Annotated in this window: 22 protein-coding genes; 11 read left to right on the forward strand and 11 right to left on the reverse strand. The window is 42.6% G+C overall.

What is annotated here, in order from left to right:
• The first annotated feature begins 12 nt into the window (after positions 1 to 12).
• Genes BC659_RS08800 through BC659_RS08810 form a run of 3 tightly spaced genes read left to right on the forward strand, consistent with a single transcriptional unit; the run spans position 13 to position 3,244 of the window.
• The gene (locus BC659_RS08800; protein ID WP_133474346.1) at positions 13 to 1,563 is read left to right on the forward strand and encodes a RagB/SusD family nutrient uptake outer membrane protein; all 1,551 of its coding nucleotides are present in this window, start codon (positions 13 to 15) and stop codon (positions 1,561 to 1,563) included.
• Between the two features lie 3 nt (positions 1,564 to 1,566).
• On the forward strand, positions 1,567 to 2,250 hold the full coding sequence (locus tag BC659_RS08805) for a hypothetical protein (RefSeq protein WP_133474347.1): 684 nt from the start codon (positions 1,567 to 1,569) through the stop codon (positions 2,248 to 2,250).
• Positions 2,251 to 2,269: 19 nt separating this feature from the next.
• Complete coding sequence (locus BC659_RS08810; protein ID WP_133474348.1) at positions 2,270 to 3,244, forward strand: hypothetical protein; 975 nt, start codon at positions 2,270 to 2,272, stop codon at positions 3,242 to 3,244.
• Positions 3,245 to 3,401: 157 nt separating this feature from the next.
• Here BC659_RS08810 and katG read toward each other — a convergent pair whose 3' ends face one another.
• Positions 3,402 to 5,615 carry a catalase/peroxidase HPI gene (gene katG / locus BC659_RS08815; protein WP_133474349.1) on the reverse strand — a complete coding sequence of 738 codons (2,214 nt, stop codon included), beginning with the start codon at positions 5,613 to 5,615 and terminating at the stop codon, positions 3,402 to 3,404.
• 115 nt (positions 5,616 to 5,730) lie between these two features.
• On the opposite strand from katG, the gene BC659_RS08820 reads away from it, so the two are divergent.
• The 3 genes from BC659_RS08820 to BC659_RS08830 all read left to right on the forward strand — a co-directional run bounded on the left by BC659_RS08820 (position 5,731) and on the right by BC659_RS08830 (position 8,934).
• Positions 5,731 to 6,666: a hydrogen peroxide-inducible genes activator gene (locus BC659_RS08820; RefSeq protein WP_133474350.1), complete on the forward strand. Its 936-nt coding sequence runs from the start codon at positions 5,731 to 5,733 to the stop codon at positions 6,664 to 6,666.
• A 122-nt stretch (positions 6,667 to 6,788) separates the two neighbouring features.
• Positions 6,789 to 7,856 carry a Fic family protein gene (locus BC659_RS08825; protein ID WP_133474351.1) on the forward strand — a complete coding sequence of 356 codons (1,068 nt, stop codon included), beginning with the start codon at positions 6,789 to 6,791 and terminating at the stop codon, positions 7,854 to 7,856.
• A 28-nt stretch (positions 7,857 to 7,884) separates the two neighbouring features.
• Positions 7,885 to 8,934: a sialidase family protein gene (locus BC659_RS08830; protein WP_133474352.1), complete on the forward strand. Its 1,050-nt coding sequence runs from the start codon at positions 7,885 to 7,887 to the stop codon at positions 8,932 to 8,934.
• A gap of 25 nt (positions 8,935 to 8,959) precedes the next feature.
• Here the strand turns inward: BC659_RS08830 and BC659_RS08835 are convergent, their stop codons facing one another.
• The 8 genes from BC659_RS08835 to BC659_RS08870 all read right to left on the reverse strand — a co-directional run bounded on the left by BC659_RS08835 (position 8,960) and on the right by BC659_RS08870 (position 16,068).
• Positions 8,960 to 9,343: a group III truncated hemoglobin gene (locus BC659_RS08835; RefSeq protein WP_133474353.1), complete on the reverse strand. Its 384-nt coding sequence runs from the start codon at positions 9,341 to 9,343 to the stop codon at positions 8,960 to 8,962.
• A 9-nt stretch (positions 9,344 to 9,352) separates the two neighbouring features.
• The gene (locus BC659_RS08840) at positions 9,353 to 9,784 is read right to left on the reverse strand and encodes a hemerythrin domain-containing protein (protein WP_133474354.1); all 432 of its coding nucleotides are present in this window, start codon (positions 9,782 to 9,784) and stop codon (positions 9,353 to 9,355) included.
• Between the two features lie 2 nt (positions 9,785 to 9,786).
• Positions 9,787 to 10,554: an ABC transporter permease subunit gene (locus tag BC659_RS08845; RefSeq protein ID WP_133474355.1), complete on the reverse strand. Its 768-nt coding sequence runs from the start codon at positions 10,552 to 10,554 to the stop codon at positions 9,787 to 9,789.
• Positions 10,551 to 11,270, reverse strand: a complete 720-nt coding sequence (locus BC659_RS08850; protein WP_133474356.1) for an ABC transporter ATP-binding protein — start codon at positions 11,268 to 11,270, stop codon at positions 10,551 to 10,553. Before BC659_RS08850 ends, BC659_RS08845 begins: the two co-directional genes overlap by 4 nt.
• On the reverse strand, positions 11,267 to 12,502 hold the full coding sequence (locus BC659_RS08855; protein WP_133474357.1) for a nitrous oxide reductase family maturation protein NosD: 1,236 nt from the start codon (positions 12,500 to 12,502) through the stop codon (positions 11,267 to 11,269). Before BC659_RS08855 ends, BC659_RS08850 begins: the two co-directional genes overlap by 4 nt.
• The gene (locus tag BC659_RS08860) at positions 12,499 to 13,500 is read right to left on the reverse strand and encodes a nitrous oxide reductase accessory protein NosL (protein WP_133474358.1); all 1,002 of its coding nucleotides are present in this window, start codon (positions 13,498 to 13,500) and stop codon (positions 12,499 to 12,501) included. Before BC659_RS08860 ends, BC659_RS08855 begins: the two co-directional genes overlap by 4 nt.
• A gap of 82 nt (positions 13,501 to 13,582) precedes the next feature.
• Entirely contained in the window at positions 13,583 to 15,562 is a 1,980-nt protein-coding gene (nosZ, locus tag BC659_RS08865; RefSeq protein ID WP_133474359.1) for a Sec-dependent nitrous-oxide reductase, read from the reverse strand.
• A 29-nt stretch (positions 15,563 to 15,591) separates the two neighbouring features.
• Positions 15,592 to 16,068, reverse strand: coding sequence for a c-type cytochrome (locus BC659_RS08870; protein WP_133474360.1), 477 nt, complete (start codon positions 16,066 to 16,068; stop codon positions 15,592 to 15,594).
• A gap of 228 nt (positions 16,069 to 16,296) precedes the next feature.
• Between BC659_RS08870 and BC659_RS08875 the strand changes: the two genes are divergently transcribed.
• From BC659_RS08875 to BC659_RS08890, 4 genes are all read left to right on the forward strand, one after another.
• Positions 16,297 to 16,893, forward strand: coding sequence for a Crp/Fnr family transcriptional regulator (locus BC659_RS08875; protein ID WP_246027104.1), 597 nt, complete (start codon positions 16,297 to 16,299; stop codon positions 16,891 to 16,893).
• 62 nt (positions 16,894 to 16,955) lie between these two features.
• Positions 16,956 to 18,164, forward strand: coding sequence for a hypothetical protein (locus BC659_RS08880; RefSeq protein WP_133474361.1), 1,209 nt, complete (start codon positions 16,956 to 16,958; stop codon positions 18,162 to 18,164).
• Between the two features lie 51 nt (positions 18,165 to 18,215).
• Positions 18,216 to 18,917, forward strand: coding sequence for an iron-sulfur cluster repair di-iron protein (ric, locus tag BC659_RS08885; RefSeq protein ID WP_133474362.1), 702 nt, complete (start codon positions 18,216 to 18,218; stop codon positions 18,915 to 18,917).
• A 173-nt stretch (positions 18,918 to 19,090) separates the two neighbouring features.
• A complete protein-coding gene (locus BC659_RS08890; protein ID WP_211340758.1) occupies positions 19,091 to 21,205 on the forward strand; it encodes a hypothetical protein in 2,115 nt (704 codons plus the stop codon).
• A gap of 237 nt (positions 21,206 to 21,442) precedes the next feature.
• Here the strand turns inward: BC659_RS08890 and BC659_RS08895 are convergent, their stop codons facing one another.
• Positions 21,443 to 21,886 (reverse strand): YHS domain-containing (seleno)protein, encoded by a 444-nt coding sequence (locus BC659_RS08895; RefSeq protein ID WP_133474363.1) that lies wholly within the window; start codon positions 21,884 to 21,886, stop codon positions 21,443 to 21,445.
• A gap of 441 nt (positions 21,887 to 22,327) precedes the next feature.
• Here BC659_RS08895 and BC659_RS08900 point away from each other — a divergent pair, with 441 nt between their 5' ends.
• A complete protein-coding gene (locus BC659_RS08900) occupies positions 22,328 to 22,780 on the forward strand; it encodes a hypothetical protein (protein WP_133474364.1) in 453 nt (150 codons plus the stop codon).
• Positions 22,781 to 22,788: 8 nt separating this feature from the next.
• On the opposite strand, the gene BC659_RS08905 is transcribed toward BC659_RS08900, so the two are convergent.
• Positions 22,789 to 23,124, reverse strand: coding sequence for a hypothetical protein (locus tag BC659_RS08905; RefSeq protein ID WP_133474365.1), 336 nt, complete (start codon positions 23,122 to 23,124; stop codon positions 22,789 to 22,791).
• Positions 23,125 to 23,237: the final 113 nt, after the last annotated feature.

Consider the following 23,237-nt stretch of genomic DNA (forward strand, 5'->3'; position numbering starts at 1 on the left):
AAAAAAGAAACCATGAAATATAAAAATTCATATCATAAATACGTATTCGCACTGGTTACGCTCATGGCGGTAACGATTTCGTGCAGTAAAAAATTCTCGGAGCGTATACCCATTAATGCACCAACCGATGCTAATTTCTGGAAGAACGAAACCGAAGCAACCAGTGCTGTTGCAGGTTCCTATGCTACTTTACGAATTGCCATGAACGAAATGGGAATGGGACATTATTATTATGGTGATACCCAGACCGATCAGTTTGTTGCAAGAACCAACGGTGAAGATTATCCGGCTATTACACAAATACAATGGCAAACTTTCGTAGCACCTTCACAAACATTCCGTGCATTGATTAAGTTGCGTCGCTGGGATAACTTTTATCGTGCCATTGATCAGGTGAACCGTTGTATCAAATACATCGAGCCCATTCCACTGGCTAATTTTACTTCAGTAGATAAACAGGGAGCCAAGAATGCATTGATTGGTGAAAACTATTTCCTGCGTGCATTCACCTATTTCTATATGTCACGAATCTGGGGCGATGTGCCATTGGTGCTGGAAACAGCAGATGATGCTGCTGCGGCACCTAATCAGCCAAGAGCCAAACAGGTAGATGTATTGAATCAATGTATCAAAGATTTACAGGAAGCCATCAAATTACTGCCTTATGTAACAGCAGCCACCACAACACGCCCCATCAGGGCCAACAGGGGAACCTGTTATGCATTACTGGCACATATTTATGCATGGAGAGGTGAATACGATAAAGTAGCACCTGCTGCTGACTCAGTGATCAACAATGGTGGATATTCACATGTAAGCCGTGCTACAAGAGCATCTTATACAGCTATGTTCAAAGGCAATTCATCTGAAGGTATTTTCGAAATATCACAGAATGCTGCCAATGAAGGCTCTTTGATTACTGCGAATTATGGCGATATCAATAACAGTATAGCTGCAAGAACATTGAAGTCTCCTTATTTACTTACACAATTGGGTAATTCACTGTTTACACTGGATGCAGGTACACTTACTACCTTATTCCCTAATAATGCAGATAGCGTGGACCTGAGAAGAAGAAATGGATTTGATTTCTGGGGAACCACCGATCCTATCTGTACCAAATATGCCAATATTGTTTATACAGGACCGAATAATACATCTCCACTGAGCCAGAATAACATCATTGTATTCCGGTTGGCAGATATCAAGTTATTGAAAGCAGAAGCATTGGCAGCATTAAATAATCCTTCAGGTGCAAGAACCATTGTCAATGAGATTCGTGCATTGGCAGGTCTGGGTGCTACTACTGCTACCGATGCCAATATGTTTGAAGAAGTGATTCAGGAAAGAGGCCGTGAACTGTTTATTGAAGGACACCGTTTCTATGACCTGGTTCGCCTGGCACGTAAAACAGGGATCATTCGATTTAATGGAACTGGAACCATTACAAGGATGACAAGTACAGATTTTAACCTGGGCAAATACTACTGGCCCATCGATCCAATCCTGATTTCTCTGAACCCATTACTGACCCAAACGCCATTCTGGGCGGATAAAATGTAAGCCATGACCCTAAAAAAAATCAGTATGTCTTATAAAACAATCATAACCGCATTCATCGTAATCTGTTTATTCGGCTCCTGTAAAAAGGATTACCTCACAGGCGGCAGTCTGCACCAGGCCATTACGCCACTGAATAATATGGATTATATGAAAGCCAATTCATTTAAACTGTTTGATACGGCCGTGGTAGTGATTGAGAGATTGGGTATGGCCACACAGGTAAACAATGCAAAATCCTTTTTTGCATTCACCGATTATTCCGTACTCAATATGATCAATCTGCGGCTACAGCAGAAGCAACAGGTAAATCCACTCGCAACCTATACACTGGATAGTTTAATCCGGGATATTAATGAAGACTCTGTAAGACAGTATATCCTGAATGAAACGGTTGAATTGAAAACAGCGCCGGAATTGATACCCGCTGTTTATACCAGTGCTGGTAATACAACCATGGGTGTATTGAAGCAGGTACAAACAACCGCTCAGTATCTGGAGAGAACACAGGCACCTACTTATTTATTGTTTTATGTAAAAGTAAGAGGGGCATTGGATCAGCCGGGTGTTACGCCTCCACCCAATCAAAATGATATCTCAGTGTTATGTCAAACTACAGGCATTAAAACCTCCAATGGAGCTACTACCATGCATGTACTGGCCAATACACACACATTTGTAAGATTCTGACCACTCAAAAAAATTGATTATGAAGTTTAATTATAAATATTGCCTTGCAGCACTTGCCATCATTGTAGCAGGCTATGCATGCTCCAAGAAACCGTCAGAAGGTTTTTTAGGAAATAAATTCTATTACCTGTCTAATCCATTTGTAGGTATTAAAGGAAGGGTAACCACATCTGTACCTATTCAGGCAGATGGTTCTACCAATCCGCTCTATGTAAAACTGCTGCAGGTGCGTAACCGTGCCGGACAGGTAACAGATGCTTTAACCAAGGAATATGAGATTCCTATTTACAAAGGAGAAGTAACACCACAGGATTCTACGCCACAATTGCTGGCGGCCAAACTGGGTACAGCTATGTACAAGCCCTTTAATATTAATTCTATTGGAGGACGGCTGGAGTTAACACCAGCAACTGCGATGGTAGATACAGGTTTATATGATTTTGATATTGAAGTAAGCAATATCCGTGGATCTAAAACCATTAACAGTGTGGCGAAAGTGCAGATTACACCTGCCGTACCTTCACAACTCATCAGGCAGTTTGCCAATAGCTCTGCACCTGATCAGGAAGTAACTTTTACCACACAGGCTAATTTCACTATCACGCTTGAAAGAAGAACCGGTCCGAACCTGATTATCATACGTTTTGTTGATCAGAATGGTGCAACCTTCAATCCCAGACTGGGGCAGGTAATTCCAAGGGTAGGAACGGCACAGGCGCCGCGCTATGTATTTAAACAATTCGCTCCTTATTATCCGGAAGTGGTGAATGATACTGCTTTCATTTATCAATACCCGGAGAAAACACCCACATTCCCTTTGTATTTATTGAACAATGCCTACCTCAGTTCTTACAGAATTCCGGCGGCAGCGAATACACTGAATCAGAATATCAATCCGGAGTTTGCATTCCGTTTGTATCCTACTGATGGCGTAACATCTGTATCGGGTACATGGGTCATTACCAACCGCATTGGCTTCGCAGCTAAACGATAGTTTCTTTAGCAGGCGTTTTTTATATGCAAGAGTGAAAAAGTCACCTTATGGTGGCTTTTTCTATTAAAGAGATTTTTATACGGAGAAAAGTTTTCCCTTCAAGGCAATAAAAAAGGTGATCCAGGAAGGATCACCTTTTTTATTCTTTATAGTGTGATCATGCAATGTCGAAACGATCGAGGTTCATCACTTTGCTCCATGCGGCCACAAAATCTTTCACGAACTTCTCTTTACTATCGGCACAGGCATACACTTCCGCCAATGCACGCAGTTCAGAATTAGATCCGAAAACCAGATCAGCACGGGTAGCTGTCCATTTCAGTTCTCCTGTTTTGCGGTCACGTCCCTCAAATTCCTGTTGATGGCTGTCGGCTGTTGCAGACCATGTGGTGCTGAAGTCGAGCAGGTTTACAAAGAAATCATTGGTAAGTACACCCGGTGTTTTGGTGAATACACCATGTTTTGAACGGTTATAATTGGTATCGAGTACACGCAGACCACCCACCAGCACTGTTAATTCAGGTGCAGTAAGGGTAAGCAGATGTGCTTTATCGATCAATAAAGCTTCAGCAGTTGCCATTTGTTTTGGTTTCAGGTAATTGCGGAAACCATCTGCCTGAGGCTCCAATACAGCAAATGATTCCACATCTGTTTGCTCCTGCGATGCATCTGCACGACCCGGTGTAAATGGAACGCTGATGTTATGACCAGCCTCTTTCGCTGCTTTCTCAATAGCGGCAGCACCACCCAGTACAATCAGGTCGGCCAGTGATACCTGTTTCTTACCACCTGCTGCATTGAAAGCAGATTGGATACCGATGAGTACATCCAGTACTTTCGATAACTGTTGCGGATTATTGGCTTCCCAGAATTTCTGCGGAGCCAGGCGGATGCGTGCACCATTGGCACCACCACGTTTATCTGAACCACGGAAAGTAGCAGCAGAAGCCCAGGCAGTAGCTACCAGTTCACTTACTGATAAGCCGGATGCCAGTATCTGTGTTTTTAAACTTGCTATATCTGCTTCATTAATCAGCTCATGCGTTACAGCTGGAATAGGATCCATCCAGATCAGTTCCTCAGCAGGTACTTCTTTACCGAGGTAACGTGCACGTGGGCCCATGTCTCTGTGTGTGAGTTTAAACCAGGCACGTGCAAAGGCATCTGCAAACTGATCGGGGTTCTCATAAAAACGTCTGGAGATTTTTTCATAAGCCGGATCAAAACGCATCGATAAGTCGGTAGTGAGCATAAAAGGTGCATGACGCTTGCTGGCATCATGTGCATCAGGTACCAGTCCTGCACCTGCACCATTCTTAGGCTGCCACTGATGAGCACCCGCCGGGCTCTTGGTGAGTTCCCACTCATACCCAAACAGGTTTTCAAAATAGTTATTGCTCCACTGTGTAGGTGTAGTGGTCCATGCGCCTTCCAATCCGCTGGTAATGGTATCGGCACCTTTACCAGAACCGTAGCTGTTGGTCCAGCCCATACCTTGCTCTTCAATACCGGCAGCAGCAGGTTCTTTGCCTACATATTTACCGGGGTCGGCAGCACCGTGTGTTTTACCGAATGTGTGTCCGCCAGCAATCAATGCCACCGTTTCTTCATCGTTCATGGCCATACGACCAAATGTTTCGCGGATGGCTTTGGCTGCCAGAATCGGATCGGGGTTGCGGTCGGGTCCTTCAGGGTTTACATAAATCAATCCCATTTCTGTTGCACCCAGTGGCGATTCGAGGCTCTCGGGATTTCTGTGGCTGGCCACAAATTCTTTTTCACTTCCCCAGTATACATCTTCATCTGGTTCCCATACATCGGCACGACCACCTGCAAAACCAAAGGTTTTAAAGCCCATCGATTCCAGTGCTACATTACCTGCCAGTATCATCAGATCGGCCCATGAAATTTTCTTTCCGTATTTCTGCTTGATGGGCCATAAAAGTAAACGGGCCTTATCAAGATTGGTATTGTCGGGCCAGCTGTTCAGGGGTGCAAAACGCTGCATACCTGCACCGGCACCACCACGACCATCATAGGTACGGTAAGTACCAGCACTGTGCCATGCCATACGTATGAAGAAGGGGCCATAATGACCATAGTCTGCGGGCCACCATTCCTGTGAATCGGTCATCAATGCGGTAAGGTCTTTTTTAATCGCATCCAGGTCCAGCGACTGAAATTCTTTTGCATAATCAAAATCCGGGTCCATTGGGTCAGACAGTTCAGAATGCTGACGGAGGATGTTGATGTTAAGCTGGTTGGGCCACCAGTCGCGGTTGCGGGTACCACTACCTGCTGCCTGTTTCAGGCTGCCATTGTGAAAGGGGCACTTGCTGATGTCGCCATTGCCATGTGTACCATTTTCCATATTGATCAATTTTAATGTTTAGAGGTTTTTACGGTTACAATCTTAAACAGCAAGATTACAGCTAAATAACTGATAGTTCAAATTGATTATCTTTATAATCATATAGATATTATCTATGACATTGACCCAGTTGGAATATATGATTGCGGTAGACACTTACCGGCATTTTGTACTGGCAGCAGAAAAGTGTTTTGTAACCCAGCCAACCCTCAGTATGCAATTACAAAAACTGGAGGAGGAGCTGGGTGTGAAAATATTCGATCGCACCAAACAACCGGTGATACCCACCGAAATTGGTACCCGAATTATTGCACAGGCAAGGGTGGTATTGCGTGAAGCGGGTATGATCAGTCAGCTCATCAATGATGAAAAGAATATTATGACGGGTGAGTTGCGTATAGGCATTATTCCCACACTGGCACCCTATCTTTTGCCGACTTTGTTTAAACAGATCAGACAGAAATATCCGCAACTGGAACTGGTTATCAAAGAAACCATTACTGAAGAAGTGATTCATGAACTGAAAAACAACCGGCTCGATTGCGGATTGGTGGTTACTCCTTTAAAAGATCCGTCTATTCGTGAAGACGTATTGTTTTATGAAGAGCTTTTTGTGTATGTATCCAGAAAGAATGCCCTTTACGATAAAAAATATGTACTGGCAGATGATATTGATCCCGATCAGTTATGGTTACTGGAAGAGGGGCATTGTTTTCGTTCACAGGTATTGAATTTATGTGAGCTGCGTAAAAGCGGCGACCTTCATTTTAAATATGCCACCGGTAATATTGAAACGCTGAAACGAATGGTCGACAACAGTAACGGGCTCACCATACTACCCGAACTGGCAGTAATGGAATTTACCAAAACACAGATGAAAATGGTGAAGCGGCTAAAAGAACCCAGTCCCGCAAGAGAAGTAAGCCTGGTAACACACCGCAACCATATTAAAACCAAACTCATACAAACACTGAAAGAGCAAGTATTACAGGTGGTTCCTAAAAACATGCAGCAGTTACGGAACAAGAAAGTGGTGGAGATTAGTGAGTGAGCGGTTAGGGCTTTATTATTTTGAGAAATAGACTCCGATTTTGATTTTTTTGACTCATATCACATATATATGATTCAAAAATCTACTTTTTTGACTTATATTTGTATAGTAGACCGTTAACCATGGCCATTCAGTTTTTGCCACTTCATCTAGACCTTGAGACAAAAGCGGTGCTAAAAAAATTGGCACAGGCAAACAGGGCCCTGGCAGAACTGAAAGGTGTTATAACCAGTATTCCGAATCAAAGTATTTTACTTGAAACACTTACGCTAAGAGAAGCAAGGGAGAGTTCTGCTATTGAAAATATCATCAGCACTTTTGATGAAGTATACCAAAGTAGTTTTTTAGGAAATCATTTTGCGAGTCCGGCAGCAAAAGAAGTACATCAATATGCTACAGCTTTGCGCAAGGGCTTTGAACTTGTTACGCAAAATAACCTGCTTACGAATAATCATATGCTGGAAATACAAGCAGTAATTGAGCAGAATGAGGCTGGGTTCAGAAAACTACCAGGTACAAAATTACTAAATGACCAGACAGGAGAAGTTGTATATACACCTCCGCAGGATTATGATACGATAGTAGCATTTATGAATAATCTGGAATTGTTTATAAATGATGATGAGATGATGTCGATAGATCCCCTGATTAAAATGGCTGTGATTCATCATCAGTTTGAAAGTATTCATCCTTTTTACGATGGAAATGGACGTACAGGTCGGATCATTAATATTTTGTATCTCGTTCAAAAAAAATTGTTACATCTACCTGTTTTATACCTGAGCCGTTACATTATCCAGCATAAAAAAGATTATTACAGATTGTTACAGGAAGTAAGGGATACTGAAAATTGGGAAGAATGGATTTTATTTATGTTGGATGGGATAGAAAAAACGGCTAATGAATCAGTGATACTAATAGGAGCCATCAAGCAGTTGATGCAGGAATACAAAAGCAAAATCAGGAGCCAATATCCAAAATTATATAGTCAGGATTTACTCAATAATCTTTTTAAATATCCATACACAAAAATTGAATTTTTACAGGCTGATTTGGATATTAGCCGAAGTACTGCCATTCGTTACCTTGATACATTGGTACAGTCAGGGCTGTTGTTCAAACGGAAGCTGGGTAGGGATAATTATTATTTGAATAAACCATTGTTTGTATTATTGACGCAAAGCAATTGATAGAGAAACCATAACACCCTACCCAATCATGCTAGTGTATCTAAGAACAAAATTTATTGCTATTGTTCTCCTCCTTTGTATAGGTACTATTAGCATACAGGCACAACAAGCCCTGCATTTGGTAACAACAGAAAATATTTTTACCAATGCCCCTTTCCAATCCTGTCATGCTGCCACCATCTGTTCACTCAATAAAGGCGAATTAATGGCAGCCTGGTTTGGTGGCAATTTTGAAGGAGATACATCGGTTGCTATCTGGACATCTTTCCGGAATGCCGATGGATGGACAGCTCCACATAAAACAGCAAGGGGTATGCTTAACGGTAAACCCTATGCCTGCTGGAACCCGGTATTGTTTACCGATGCAAAGGGAAAACTTTACCTGCATTACAAAGTAGGTGCCAATCCGCGCCAATGGAAAGCATTCTATAAAACATCAACCGATGGGGGACGCAGCTGGTCTGATGCAGTGCAATTGCCCGATAGTTTACTGGGTCCTATCAGAAGCAAACCCCTGTTGCTATCGAATGGTGATATACTCTATCCTTCCAGCCGTGAAAGCATCGATGAGAAAAGCTGGACGGCGCATTTTGAAAAATCGGATGCAGCTGGTATTCACTGGAGAACCTATTCGCTACCTTCTACTGAATATGGCATTATACAGCCCACACTATTGTTGTATAAAAACAAAGCTATCCAGGCACTTTTCCGTAGCAGACAGAATATGATTGTACAGAGCTGGTCAACCGATGAAGGCCAGCATTGGTCGGCACCCGAGGCAACGGGGTTACCCAATCCCAATGCAGGTATCGATGCCGCAACATTATCTGATGGTACACAGCTGCTGGTATATAACCCGTTGAAAGCAGGCGCCAACTGGTGGGAGGGAAGAAGTGTATTGAAAATAGCGGCTTCTACCGACGGTGTTAACTGGAAAGATGTATACACACTCGAAGAACATGCAGATGGAGAATACAGTTACCCGGCAATTATTGTTGATGCGAAAAATAGCATACATATTGTTTATACGGCAAAGAGATCGGTGATCAGGTATGTGCAGCTGAAAACGGCGAATTAGCGTTGAGAATACTGGCGGGAAGGTCTTATTCTTGTTTATCTGCAAAAAGATGCTGCTGTATAATCTGTGAAATGTTAAGAGCGCGCTGCTTAGCCAGTAATGCATAATGGCCGCTGAAGAGTTCATCTACTGTTGCAATAAAAACGATATTCCATTGCTGAAAATGATCCTGTCGCAACGGTAAAACCTTGTGCAGGTGTTGGTGGAGGGTCATCGGATTACCTGTATAGCTGCCACTGAAGAATAAGGCGTTTTCCCAGAAATCGCACATGGTTGACAGGTGTTTGTCCCAGTTTATTTTCTGCTTGCCATGGAATACCGGTGCTAAGAGTGGGTCACCAGCAATTTTTTTATAGAATGTACTAACCAGTAGCATGATATCTTCACGGCTGGTAATATCTTTTTTCATGACAGTTGTTTAAAGCAGTAACCTGAACTTTTCGAATAATGCTTCATCACAATATTGTTCAAGCATGGGGAAAAGCTGCTTTTCTTCTTTTCTGATATGGTCGTTCAATAGAATACCGATCTCGTTTAACTGATCTTCCCGGGTTGTTACGCTATCCAGTTGTGTAAACACTTGTTTTAATGCCTCATGTTCAGCCAGTATCTCTGTGAGCAATGTATCCAGTTCTTTGGTCAGCCCGCTGCATTGTTCATAAATGCGTTCTTCTTTTTCGAAATGCGACAAAAGGGTTTGCTGAAAATAGGCTTTCGCATACACTATTTTTCCGGCGGTGTCAGCGGGCATACCCTTATAGTTGGGCATATCGTTCCGTAATAACTGTGCCAGTAAGAGCCCTGAATGGTGCTCTCGCGAAAGTGGTTGTAAGGCAATATGTCTTTTCATAATCAGAGGTCTTTATGGTTAAAGCGCCGAACGGAGATCCATAATGGAATCAGGGTCCAGAGTAGTAATATGATAAACGAAGTGGCCTGGCCCCAGAGCGTGCCAAAAAACTGCTGAAACACAGCACCGGTATAACCCAGTAAGGCAGCAATATCCATTTTTAACAGTATCAGTATACGTCCAAGATCAATCGGGTTGAGGGTACTGATGAGTATCATTGGCTTTTCCATCGGATAATCTGCAAACTGAAAGAGCAGAAACAATACAATACCATCAAAAAGCAATGAAAAATATAACCACAGTAAAATAGCCACACCAATACCTTTTGCCTTATCCCTTGTTTTAACTGAAGCGAGTAAGGCAATGGCAATAAATATAATTGACAAAAGTAGCCCGGTAAACAACATGGTAATACCTGTAATATCCGGTACGAAAATCAGAAGCGGTATACCGGCGCCTATTAAAAAGGCAAGCGATAAAGAAAAGGCCATGCCTGCAAATAAGCTTAACCAGATACGTGAACGGGTAAGAGGCTGGCTAACCAATAGTTCTATGAATTCTGCACTGTTGTATATATAAATGGTCGAAAAAACAATACATATCATCGGAACAATGATCAGTAAAATATTCAGTAATCCCAATAAGCCCTTGGTAGTATTATCTTCCAGACCAAACAGCATGAAAGACAGCAAGAGGAGAAAAATGGTATAGGCTAGTACAATCTTATTGCGCAGGATATCTATGATAACATATTTCATAATCTTTTTCATGGCACAAGGAGGTTTTGGGTCATAATGGTGGCTATTACTTTGCTTAAACGGATTTGTCCGGTTGTTTTCTGTAAGGCATCAACAGATTGCTGAAAACATAATTTACCATCCTGTATATAAATAATCTGTGTAACCAGATCATCCAGTTCACTGAGTATATGTGAGGTAATGAGAATGAGTTTACCGTTTTCTTTCTCTTTAATAATTTTTGCTTTTAGTATTTCTGCCGCAACAGGGTCAAGTCCTGCAGTAGGTTCGTCGAGGATAATTACCTGCGGATTAAAAAGAAAAGCCAGTACAGCACTTACTTTTTGCCGGGTACCACCGGAGAGGGTACGCATGCGTTTGTCGAGTATTTTATCGAGTCCGAAGGCGTAAAATAATTCTTCATCAGTACCATTTTCATTACCCGATCTTATGTCTTTCATCATGGTCAGTAACTGTCCAATACTCATATTATCTGGGTACCTGCCAATCTGTGGCATATAACCAATCTGTTCGCGGTATTGCCAGTTGTTTTTGATGTTCTTTCCGTTAAAAGTAATGAAGCCGCTATTGCAGATTACCATTCCCAGTATGGCTTTTATAAAGGTGGTTTTTCCACTTCCATTGGGTCCAATCAGGGCAATACATTCTCCCTGGTTACAGGTAACAGAAAGGTTATCCAGTACCTTCAGCTTCCCGAATTGTTTCGATACGTTGGTGGCAATGATCATAGCTTCAGGGGTTTCATGAGGGGTGATGCATCTTTTAAATTCTCCGGGGTAAGTGAGGGAATCAGTTTTTCTGTTTTATCAAAAAGCGATGTCATAAAACTGCGGAACAATATCATGGCAGTTGGATTTCTCTCTACAATAACAGCATACATACTAACGGGTCGGTATGGAATATCGCCCCGGTTGTTTTTATCAAGATCGTATCCCTCATATTTATCCCAGTAATTCTGCGAAAATGTATTCAGTACAAGACTTCCATTGGTGCCTACATCAAAAGTATTGGAGAGAAAATTGTTGCCGATAACGGTAATATCCATACAGCTGGCCTGTATTTTCATGGCCCAGCCATTGCTTTGAAAACGATTTTTTTGTACCTTAATCCTGTTGGCACCTTCCAGAAAAATGGCAACTGTATTTTCAACAAACTGGTTACTTTCAATACGGCTGTCACTGATTTCTTTTAATAGAATACCATAAGCAGCATCGCCCCAGCTCTGTGTAAACAGGTTGTTGAGCATCGTTACATGATGCGAAAACATAACAGCCACACCTGCTCCATTGTTTCTGAACTGGTTGTTGAGGTAACTATCGTTGCTGGAAAACATAAAGTGCAAGCCATACCGCAGGTTTTTTTCAGCAATATTCCTGCTGATAATAGAGTGGGTAACAAACTCAAAATAAATGCCATCTCTATGCCCGCTGATGCGGTTGTTTGTAATCTGCATGCTGTCGCTCTTCCAGCAGTGAATGCCATTACCGCTCTGCTGCTCATTTTTAGAGAAACTGGTAAGCTGGTTGTTTTCGATGACACAATTATTACCCAGCTGCGAGTAAATACCAAAAAAAGTATTTGATAAAACATTGTTACGGATGATGACATGACTGCTGTTATAGATTTTAATACCGGCAAAATCATCCATACTCGAAATACCAGAGTTAATAACCTTCATTCCTTCAATCGTTACAGCATCTGCTCTTACTGCAATTACTTCATACCGGTATTCTCCATCTATAACCGGATAGTTAATTCCTGTGAGTACAATGCTTTTTTTAATGACTAGTCCTTTCTCTCTGTACACACCTGCTGTAACCCTGATGGTATCGCCGTCTTTCGCCAGTGCCAGTGCCTGCCGTATGGTTCTAATGGCCGATTGTTGATGTACTGTAATATTTCTGGCATCAACCATTTTTGCCATCAGTAGTAACAATATATATAACAGTATGGCTCTCATGGCTTCACAAATTCATTCCAGTTAGTGATGCTGCCATTGTTTTTCAGTTCGGCAGTAATACTGTCCCTGTGTGCAAAAACAGCCATCTTACCTCCCATGGGGCCATTGATTGATGGGCTTTCTACCAACACAGCTTTATGGGCGTCTATCAACTCATGGTTGCCGGAAAACAATATCAGGTAAATGTATTTCACAGAAGCTTTGTCCTGCATGGTCAGGAAACTTTTCAAACAAACTACATCATCAAATTTGTATACTTTGCCTTTTGCAGTAATCAATTCACCTCCATATTGAGGCTCTGTTATACGCATTTTACAGGCGCTGCAATGGTCTGTACCTATTATAATTTTTTCGGGACCACTGTTGCAAGAGGCCAGACAGGAGAGAGAAAAGATGAATAGCATGCTTTTCACTACTATACTTTTCTGCTGCCTCCATTCTGTTACTGCCAGTATAAAACTGATGAGCCCCACGCCTAAAAATATCCATCCGCCTATATCAGGAAAAGAATAAGCACCGAAATTCAACAGCTGTTTGAAACCCAGTAAAGGTGGCTGGTACGACATGCCAGGTACTACAATAGCAGCGTCTGGTCGCAGGTTATGACCGTAATTGTATTCCCATCTCCAGAAATCATACATCGATATGATGCCAAAGCAGATGAATAAAAGCAATAGCAGATAGAGGTATTTTTTTCTGCCGAGGGTGGCAGTCAGTATAAAGGCCAATGCAAAAAAAACTACCAGATAGGGCAGTACACGAAACTCTATAAAGTCAGTGGTATGCAGGGTTTTCATACCAATATAATGGTTAAGGCCATTGATGATGTCTACATTACCGGCCAGCTCATGAGGGTATATGAGCAGCCGTAAACCCTCCGGATATTGAGGTGCAATCAGATCAATGCGCCATAGCGGTACAAACAGTACGAGTATTAATAAAATTCCGCAAATAGCCAGCAGTATTCTTGAAACCGGATGTAATTGCTTATTGTTCATATATCATTGCTTTTTACAGAACTAAAAAGGGAGCAGGCTGCAATCCTGCTCCCTAACTATAAAACCAACTTGTACAACGCACTTATTTGGTAGCAGGAGCCGTTTTACCTGTGCTGAAACGCAGGGGAACAGCTGATCCCTTGGGCGATACGCGCAGGTAACCCGACATTTCCTGGTGCAGGGCACTACAGAAATCGGTACAATAGAAAGGATAAATACCTACCCTGTCTGCCACCCATTTCAATGTTTGTGTTTCGCCAGGCATAATCAGCAGTTCAGCATTGTTGGCGCCTTTAATGGCAAAACCATGGGGCACATCCCAATCCTGTTCAAGGTTGGTAATGTGGAAGTACACTTCTTCACCCTGTTGAATACCTTCAATATTATCAGGTGCCAGGTGAGAGCGTATGGTGGTCATGTAAACATGTACCTTACCATTCTCTCTTACTACCTTGGTAGCCCCTTCACCTTTGGCTACATAGGGATGCTGGTTATCGTCAATTTTAAAAATCTTCAGCGATTTGTCTTTGATCAGATCAGCCCTTACCGCCTGTGCATAGTGTGGCTCACCAATGGTTGGGAAGTCGAGTATCAACTGCATCTTATCGCCACTGATGTCGAAGAGCTGTGCACTCTGTGAAAGTTCTGGGCCGGTTGGGAGGTATCTGTCTTTGGTAATTTTATTATACGCAATCAGGTATTTTGGATCAGGCTTTTTACTGTCGCCACCGGGAATGGTAAGGTGACCAATCGAATAATAAGTAGCGGCACGATCCAGAACTTTCAGGTCCTTGATGTTCCATTTCACTACTTCAGACGAAACAAAGAATGAAGTATAGGCATTGCCTTTGCCATCAAATTCGGTGTGTAAAGGCCCGAGGCCGGGCTTCTGCAGTTCCCCATGTAAGGCAGATTCGTATTTGATGACAGGTAAGCCATCAAATTCACCAATAAAGTCTTTTGCGGCAATGGCATTCTGTATTTTATCGAAACTGAATACAGGTACCAGTGCTGCCAGTTTACCACTACCTACAATATATTCACCTGTAGGGTCAACATCGCAGCCGTGTGGCGATTTGGGGCAGGGAATAAAGTAACAGATGTCTTTAAAATTTTTGGCATCGAGCACCAGTACTTCTGTTTTAATCTGTGAGGTAGCAGTATGTGTTTTTTCATCGTAGCGGTTACTGGCATATTTTACAGCCTGTTTTCTGCCCTTACCTGCTTTGATATACTCTTCTGCTTTTTTCCAGTTAACCGCCATGATAAAATCCTTATCGCGCTGTGAAGCATTTACTTCCAGCAGGGTACTGGCTTTTTCTGTATTGTAACAGGAGAAGAAGAACCAGCCATTCGATTTGCCCTTGCCCGCATGGCTCAGGTCGAAGTTTACACCTGGGCATTGAATCTGGAAAGCCAGGTCCATTTTACCATCGTTTTTATCTACGCTGATAAAACTGATGGTGCCTTTGAAATTGTCTTTGTAAGTATCGATGGCCACATCTCCATTGGCATCATCGGGTGGTACGCTGAAGCGGGTTCCTGCTACTACATATTCAGTGTTTTCGGTAATAAAAGGAGAACTGTGGTTGCCGGCACTGTTGGGCAGTTCAATAATTTCTGCTGTGCGGAAAGTAGTAAGGTCAATACGCGCAACCCTGGGTGTATTATTGGCGTTGCCAAATACCCAGCGACCATCAATTTCACCATTGGTCTGCGACATTTCTGTATGGTGCAGGTCATCCCAGGGTACCATGCCGTGTGAAGTATTTAGCATGGCTTTGGTTTCTTCGCTATAGCCCCATCCTTTTTCTGGGTCAACAGAGAATACCGGAATTACACGGAGCAAACGGCCGGATGGTAAACCATATACGCTCATCTGACCACTGAAACCCCCGGATACAAAATTGTAAAACTGATCATATTGTCCGGGTGCCACATAAGCTTTAGCTGCCGCATCGGCACCCACTGCACTACCTGTATTTTTGGGTTTACAGGCGAATATGCTGAGGCTGATGCAGCCTATCAGTAATGCCCATCGTTTAGTTGAAAAATGTGTCATTATATAACAGTTTAGTTATGAGAAATCGATTATTTCACACCGTCGTTCTTACGCATGAACTCATAGAGTGAAAGTGCTTCCTGATCGGTAAGACTCTGATTGGGCATTCTTACCAAACATATTTCCAGTTGCGCCTGTGCTTTCGGATCAATGTTCAGCATGGCATCGGTATTGGTAATGAAGTTGAGAATCCAGGCAGCTTCATGTCTGCTGGTAACTCCTTTCCATCCGGGGCCCACCAGTTTTTCTTCAGAGAGTTTATGGCAGCTGCCACATTTTACATTGTACACTTTATTGCCCTCACCGGCCAATGCCAGATCGAGTTTGGGATTAATCTGTACATCTTTAAATTTCCCTTCTCCTCTGTTAGGGTCATAGGAAGGATTATCTTTACCGGGTTCGGTTTTCTCTGTACTGGCAGCTGCAGTGGCAGGTGCATGAGAATTACCGCCACCACAGGCTGCGATCAGAGAACCAAGGGTAAGGATGACAATGAGTTTTTTCATGGCTGAAAGTTTTGCGTTGAATCAAATAATTGAATACAAGATTAACCTGCTGTCTTTTCAATTTTTATGCGTTCAATCATAATGCAGCAACCGGAGAAAATGGCATTGTACTAAGTCGTTCATTTACAATACCTTTGAAATAGGAACCTGATATATATCATATTCCTGCCTGCGCAAAATCATACCCGGTACTATTGTTGCTGAATAGCTTTACATAAATCAACAGCTATGATTATTGATATCAACACACTGCTGGCCTGGGGAGGCGTATACAAAAAAGTACATGCGGGCGATTTCATTTTTCAGGAAGGTGGAACTGCCGTTTTTTATCACCAGCTAATCAGCGGTAGTGTACGTTGGGTAAATATTAATGAAGAAGGAAGAGAGTTTCTGCAGGTAATGATTGAGCCTGGCGAATCGTTTGGTGAATTACCCCTTTTCGATGGACAGCCTTATGCCGCCAGTGCCATAGCCAATGAAGACAGTATTATCATCCGTTTACAGAAAGAAAGTTTTTTATCGCTACTCAAAGAAAACATAGCCATACATTTTGCATTCACCCGACTTATGATAGATCGGGTTCGGTTTAAATTCTATGTTATTAAAGAATTGGCGCAACATGATCCTGAAAATTGTATCTCCAAACTTTTTGCCTATCTCAAACAGCGCAAGAAAAATATTTGCCCCGATTGTAACCGTATCAAACTCACCCGGCAGCAAATAGCTGATATGACAGGTATGCGTGTTGAAACGGTAATCAGAAGTATCCGCAACCTGCACAAAAAAGGACAGCTTATGATTGATAAGGGGAAAGTGTATTGCTGATATGATTAGAATCATAAAAGATACTTTCTGCTACAACTAATTTGCACCCAAATTTCCGGACTATGGAGAAAGCATACCGGCAATGGGTGAGCATTGGCATTTGTAACCTGATTCTTGTAGCGCTGCTGGGTTGTATAATGCGTTATAAAATTATTTATTCGCTTCCCTGGCTGCACCAGAAACATATTTTACACGCACATTCACATTTCGCATTTTCCGGATGGATATCGCAGTTGCTCATGGTATTACTGGTAGGTACACTACATAACAGGATGCAGGCTTTTGTAAAATACAGGTATCTCCTTATCGCCAACCTGCTTACAGCTTATGGCATGTTACTCAGTTTTCCTTTTGAAGGTTATGGTCCCGTATCCATCAGTTTCTCAACTGCATCCATACTCATATCGTACCTGTTTAGCTATCGGTTTCTACGCGATCTGAGGCAGCAACCTTCACCCGCCACACAATGGTTCAGGGCTGCTGTTTTTTTCTGGGTACTATCGTCGCTCGGTGCGTTTACACTTTCCTATTTAATGGCCAGTCATACGATAACACAACGCTGGTATCTGGCAGCCGTTTATTTCTTCCTGCATTTTCAATACAATGGTTGGTTCTTTTTTGGCTGTATGGGTATTTTGTTTGCACAGCTCAAGCAAACCCGTCAGGTATTTGCATACCATAAGCGTATATTCCGGTGTTTTGTGATAGCCTGTACACCTGCATATGGTTTGTCGGTATTATGGGCTGCCTTACCCCTATGGGTAAACCTGCTGGTAGCCGCAGCTGCAATTGCGCAGGTAGCAGGCGGTATCTATCTGTGGAAGCTGGTACTGCAGCAAAATACAGCCTGGCAAAACAGATGGCCACTACTAGCCCGGCAAACGGGTATGCTGGTTATGATTGCACTGAGTAGTAAGTTGCTGCTGCAGTTGTTTTCTACCATACCCTCATTGAGCGATCTGGCATTTGGTTTTCGCCCCGTGGTAATCGGCTACCTGCATCTTGTATTACTGGGTATCATCAGTTTGTTTTTAATCACCACCATACTTGTTTACACATCCGGGACAAAAATGAAATGGATGCGAAGAGGTATTCGTGTATTTACGGCAGCCATTGTACTGAATGAGTTACTGCTTATGCTACAGGGCGTATGTGCCATGGCCTATATTGCCATACCTGGTATACAGCAAATATTACTGTTTGCTGCGCTGGCATTACTTACGGGCGCAATCCTTATTTTTTTCGGTTATCGAAAAGCTGTTTATGCGTGAACGCATAATTCAACCGAACAGCTGCCCTGAACTTTGTACAAATTATTTGGTATGAACTACGCAACACAAACACTCGCATCTATTGTGAGTAACCATTATCAGACTGCATCCTTATTCGAAAAGTTTCACCTCGATTTTTGCTGTAAAGGAAAACAAACACTGGCAAGCGCCTGCGAACAGAAGGGGTTGGACCTGTCAATGGTTGAGCAGGCACTCGAAGAAATTATTACCGGGGTAAAAAAGCAACCACTTGTTTTTGCCAATATGAATGCAGAACAGCTGATACAGTATATACTCACCCATCACCACTTTTATATCAAACAAAACCTACCCCAGATACTGACCTATCTCGAGAAAATAACCATGAAACATGGTGATCGTTTTCCGAATATGCAAAGGGTACTCACACAGTTCCGCGAACTGTCTTTTGAATTACTCGCACACTTAGAGAAAGAAGAAAAAGTGTTGTTCCCTGCTATTATTGCAATGGAAAAGGGTACTAAAGAAATGATACCCTATCTGCAGATCATCCGGAAAATGCTCACAGAACATGATGATGCCGGTGAAATGATGGAACAGATACGCATTCTTACACTCGATTATACGACACCGGAAAATACCTGCACTACTTTTCAGCTCACCCTGATGATGCTGAAAGATTTTGAATCGAATCTCCATAAACATGTACATCTGGAAAACAATCATTTGTTTCCGTTAACAGAAAAGATAGTGGGAGAAATGGCGGATGTCTGATGGCGGATCGCAGATTGGTGGGAGGAACTGTTGCTGATGAATGATTAACCTTTTTTTATTTGAATGCACTTCATCATTCAAAAGCTTAATAATGACATTTATTTCCGGATAAGCCTTATTTTTATCCCAACCGACATTTTACAAAACCAAAGCGCCACAAATGATTTATTACCATGATGAAAAGCAAACAGCCTGCTACACATATCCTTAAAGGGATGCTGTTTAGTATGGTGGTGTTACTGTGTACCAACAGCGGTATACAGGCGCAGAAAAATGTAGTACAAACCCCCGCCGTGAACCAGCGTTTCGTTCACCGTGCCATGGGTAATCCTTACCTGCCCTTGTGGGAGCATTTGCCTGACGGCGAGCCTCGTGTTTTTGAGGATCCTGATAAACCCGGAAAGTACCGTGCCTATATCATAGGCTCACACGATCTGCGTTTTACCAGTTATTGTGGTCCCGATATCAGAATCTGGTCGGCACCGGTAGAAGATTTATCTGCCTGGAGAGATGAAGGTGCTGTGTTCACTTATCAGTCTGAAGACAAGTGGGATGTTATGTATGCACCCGATTTGGTAGAAGTAAAAAGAAAAAATGGTAAGAAAGAATATTATCTCTATCCCCACAGTCGCGGACCGAACAGAGAGCCACTGGTAGCAAAATCAAACCGACCCGATGGGCCCTTTACACCCGTTAACCTTACGGAAGATGGTAAACGCACTGTTCCCGGTAGTATACTCGGTTTCGATCCTGCTGTGTATATAGAATATGTTACCGACCCGAAAGATCCTGATTTCGAAATTGGTTTTCGTGCTTATGCTTATTGGGGCTTTCAAAGATCCTTAGCTGCACAGCTCGATCAGAATACCATGTACTCACTCCGACCCGGCACCAAAATCATCGATCGTTTTCTGCCGGCCAGTTCACGTTATGGTACCTTACGCGATCCGCAGGGTACCGTGTATCCACAGATCTATCCGGGAGAAGATTTAGGAACTTTCAATTTTTTCGAAGCTTCCTCTATCCGCAAAGTGGGCAACAAATTTGTATCGATCTATAGTGGTTATTCAGGACCCGAATATGGGGTGGGCAGTTCCAACTCAACACTTCGTTATGTAGTGGGCGATTCGCCATTGGGACCCTGGAAGAGTGGGGGAGTGCTGGTAGATTCACGTGCACCTGTATTGAACAAAACAGGTAGCGCCATTCAAACCACCAATGCGGGTCATAATACACATGGCAGTATCCAGGAAATCAACGGACAGTGGTATGTGTTTTATCACCGCCCGCCACGTGGTTTTGGTTTTGCACGTCAGGCCATGGTAGCACCCATTGCTGTTAGCTGGGATGAGAAACCTGTATCGGAAGGTGGTATGGTGTACCTGAGAGCATTTGATCCATATGCACCCGATAAAATTCATGTGGTGAAAGACAGTGCAGGCAAAGAATATAAGGGTGCAGAAGTAACATCAGAAGGATTTCATTTTTATGGACTCGATCCTTACCGTTATTATTCTGCAGGGTATGCCTGCTATTTATCAGACAATAGCATTCAGCAGGATTCATGGGATATCTGGGACAATCATATGCCCATTACCAAAGTGAAAAACGGACATATCATCGGCTATAAATATTTTGGTTTTGGTGGTCATGCCAAAACAGAAAAAGGACTGCCTGCTTTTGAAGGCACCAAAAAAGGGAACAAAACAGCTTTTAATCTTTTCCTTACACCCAGAACCAGTCAATCCTTTAAAGTGAATGTATGGTTAGATGGTCCATGGGACAATGCCGCATGGAAGGGAAAGAAGATCGCTGAAATTGTAGTGCCTGCCAATGCCAAACAGGAGAGTACACAGTTCACCGCAGATGTGAGTGCCATAGTAGACGGCCTCGATAAAAAACATGCGATCTACCTCGTAGCCGAAGGTGCAGAAGGCGAATTACTTTTCGATTTACAGGGACTGGGTTTTAGTTCTGTGAAAAAGAAAATCACACGTCCGGTACCACCGGTGATAAGTATAACGGTGAATGGTACGGCTATAACCCTGCCCGAAATACCGGTACGTTCCAACAATACCAATGGGTTGGTAACTTACGATCAGCATGAGGCGAGTTATACTTTACCTGCGGGTACTACTGCTGTTCCCAAAGTAGCGGCCAGTGCCAATAACCCTGCTGTAAAAATTACAGTTACACAACCAGCTGCTGTAATAGGCAAAGCATTGGTGAAATGTGATTATAAGGGCGTGGTGAAAACCTATACCGTGGCTCTGGTAGCGCAACAATAGATTTTATTTCATGCATTGTACGCAGCAGCGTAAGACTTCTGCGACTAATTAAAAGTGGGAGGGATTGGCGAAGCCAATCCCTCCCACTTTTAATTATACCACGCCATCGTCATCCTGAGGAGCATGCTGATCTCCGATCGGCAATTGCGACGAAGGATCTCCCACTTTTTTTATACCCAAGCCTCGTCATCCTGAGGAGCATGCTGATCGGAGATCAGCAATTGCGACGAAGGATCCTTATTCTTTATTCCTGATCTCCGGCCAAAGCTGGTTCGCTTTTTCAATCAAGGCCTGCTGATTTTTTGACCATATATCTTTTACTTTTTTATTGTAATTGAAATAGAGTTTATTGTCAACGATTGTCCAGGTATCTGTTTCTGTTGGTGCTTTATACCCCTGCGATGTACCATAGGCACAATAGCCACCATATTGGGGAGCGTATTTAGTAGGATCTTTTTCAAATGCCTCTTTATTTTCTTTTGAGGCAAATTGCCAAACAGCATCTTTCCATTTGTATTCAAAAGCAGGGCTTCCTTTAACAGGCATCTGGTTGGTAAAGAAGGCTACGGCATCGTATCCACGTATGGCCTTCCCTTCATGGCTAAAAATTTCCCCTTTCTGTGCCCATGCTGATACGCCTATCATGAATGCTAATAAAAGCAGCTGTATCTTTTGTTTCATTTTGTAAGTTTTTTTATTTGAGAATTGAATGAACACCCGTACTGACGATCATAGCAGGTTATACTTACAGCGAAACGAAATTTTATTCTCACCCTTGTTGGTCATGGGCCAACAAGGGTGTAGATTTTCTTCCATACAACTATAAGGCGAAGGGATTGGCGAAGCCAATCCCTTCGCCTTATAGTTATACCCTGCGACGCCATCGTCATCCTGAGGAGCATACTGATCGCAGATCAGTAATTGCGACGAAGGATCTTTTCATTCTCGCAGTATTTTATTCCTGGCAACCTATCTAATCGTGCAATAAGCACACCGCCCTTGTTGGTCGACCGATCAATAAGAAATAGTATATCAAGTGGTACTTTTTTTAAATCATGGGTTGTCGGTCAGGCGACCCACAACGGCGCAGGAACTTTACGAATAAATGTGTATTTTTAATATATGACCATCCAATTAAAAATACCAACCGGTTACCTCTTATTCAGCAATGAACAGTTTCAGGTAGTGCATACCAGGAAGAAATGGTACGATGGAGAGTTGTTTAGCTTTATTTCTTGGATGGTTCTTTTCGGCTTTCTTATTAAAAGGGCATCTGATAGCCATGATTATAGGAATCTGATATTGGGTCTCTATATCGCCCTGGTGGTTGCCCATCTCATAAAATTTGGTTTCTTTCTCCGGGCCGTATTTGTAAAAAGAAGAAATCCGGTTACCGATACTATATGGGTAAAAGATATCCGTAAAATAAAAATCAAACCTACCCTGTTTGGCAACCGTGTTATAAAAGTTTATCACCATCGTAATGATGTGTATCGCGTTACTGCCCATAGGGTTGATCTGGATGGGATGAATTTTGCAGGGCAGCTGGGAGATTTGGGTATTGCGGTGGAGTGAGGCGTGGATCATTTCTGTCCAGGGGTGATCGCAAATACAGCAAACAAAACCAAGAGTATAGCAATAAAAATGAACAGTGGAATAATTTTATATTCCTTCTTCCGGATATGCTCCGAAATTTTTAAAAACAAGCATAACAGTATCATTTCTAACCCCAGCCACATCAGTAAACCCGACAGACCTGTATATTCAATAAAGTAGCTACGCTGTTCATCGGCAGTTAAAAATCTCTTACGTAGTGACATGGGGAGTTTTATGGTATGCTCAAGCAAATAATAGATGGCAATACCGATACCTGCCAGTACAATGCAAAACTGAATGAAGTGGTATCTTGTTTTGAGCATACAGATAGTATTGGCGAATAGTTGGTAATACTATTTAAAGATAAGAATTTATCATACCAGGTTCATTCCCTGCACTTGCTGGTTAGGTAACCAACAACAGCGCATAATTTGCA

Source organism: Sediminibacterium goheungense (assembly GCF_004361915.1).
Lineage (GTDB): Bacteria > Bacteroidota > Bacteroidia > Chitinophagales > Chitinophagaceae > Sediminibacterium > Sediminibacterium goheungense.

Excerpts from the sequence above, each read along its gene's own strand:
- katG (WP_133474349.1), bottom strand. The coding sequence starts at position 5,615 with ATGGAAAATGGTACACATGGCAATGGCGACATCAGCAAGTGCCCCTTT.
- BC659_RS08810 (WP_133474348.1), top strand. The coding sequence starts at position 2,270 with ATGAAGTTTAATTATAAATATTGCCTTGCAGCACTTGCCATCATTGTA.
- BC659_RS08880 (WP_133474361.1), top strand. The coding sequence starts at position 16,956 with ATGGAGAAAGCATACCGGCAATGGGTGAGCATTGGCATTTGTAACCTG.
- BC659_RS08840 (WP_133474354.1), bottom strand. The coding sequence starts at position 9,784 with ATGAAAAGACATATTGCCTTACAACCACTTTCGCGAGAGCACCATTCA.
- BC659_RS08845 (WP_133474355.1), bottom strand. The coding sequence starts at position 10,554 with ATGAAAAAGATTATGAAATATGTTATCATAGATATCCTGCGCAATAAG.
- BC659_RS08835 (WP_133474353.1), bottom strand. The coding sequence starts at position 9,343 with ATGAAAAAAGATATTACCAGCCGTGAAGATATCATGCTACTGGTTAGT.
- BC659_RS08905 (WP_133474365.1), bottom strand. The coding sequence starts at position 23,124 with ATGCTCAAAACAAGATACCACTTCATTCAGTTTTGCATTGTACTGGCA.
- BC659_RS08830 (WP_133474352.1), top strand. The coding sequence starts at position 7,885 with ATGCTAGTGTATCTAAGAACAAAATTTATTGCTATTGTTCTCCTCCTT.
- BC659_RS08900 (WP_133474364.1), top strand. The coding sequence starts at position 22,328 with ATGACCATCCAATTAAAAATACCAACCGGTTACCTCTTATTCAGCAAT.
- BC659_RS08890 (WP_211340758.1), top strand. The coding sequence starts at position 19,091 with ATGATGAAAAGCAAACAGCCTGCTACACATATCCTTAAAGGGATGCTG.
- BC659_RS08860 (WP_133474358.1), bottom strand. The coding sequence starts at position 13,500 with ATGAACAATAAGCAATTACATCCGGTTTCAAGAATACTGCTGGCTATT.
- BC659_RS08825 (WP_133474351.1), top strand. The coding sequence starts at position 6,789 with ATGGCCATTCAGTTTTTGCCACTTCATCTAGACCTTGAGACAAAAGCG.
- ric (WP_133474362.1), top strand. The coding sequence starts at position 18,216 with ATGAACTACGCAACACAAACACTCGCATCTATTGTGAGTAACCATTAT.
- BC659_RS08895 (WP_133474363.1), bottom strand. The coding sequence starts at position 21,886 with ATGAAACAAAAGATACAGCTGCTTTTATTAGCATTCATGATAGGCGTA.
- nosZ (WP_133474359.1), bottom strand. The coding sequence starts at position 15,562 with ATGACACATTTTTCAACTAAACGATGGGCATTACTGATAGGCTGCATC.
- BC659_RS08875 (WP_246027104.1), top strand. The coding sequence starts at position 16,297 with ATGATTATTGATATCAACACACTGCTGGCCTGGGGAGGCGTATACAAA.
- BC659_RS08820 (WP_133474350.1), top strand. The coding sequence starts at position 5,731 with ATGACATTGACCCAGTTGGAATATATGATTGCGGTAGACACTTACCGG.
- BC659_RS08805 (WP_133474347.1), top strand. The coding sequence starts at position 1,567 with ATGACCCTAAAAAAAATCAGTATGTCTTATAAAACAATCATAACCGCA.
- BC659_RS08850 (WP_133474356.1), bottom strand. The coding sequence starts at position 11,270 with ATGATCATTGCCACCAACGTATCGAAACAATTCGGGAAGCTGAAGGTA.
- BC659_RS08870 (WP_133474360.1), bottom strand. The coding sequence starts at position 16,068 with ATGAAAAAACTCATTGTCATCCTTACCCTTGGTTCTCTGATCGCAGCC.
- BC659_RS08855 (WP_133474357.1), bottom strand. The coding sequence starts at position 12,502 with ATGAGAGCCATACTGTTATATATATTGTTACTACTGATGGCAAAAATG.
- BC659_RS08800 (WP_133474346.1), top strand. The coding sequence starts at position 13 with ATGAAATATAAAAATTCATATCATAAATACGTATTCGCACTGGTTACG.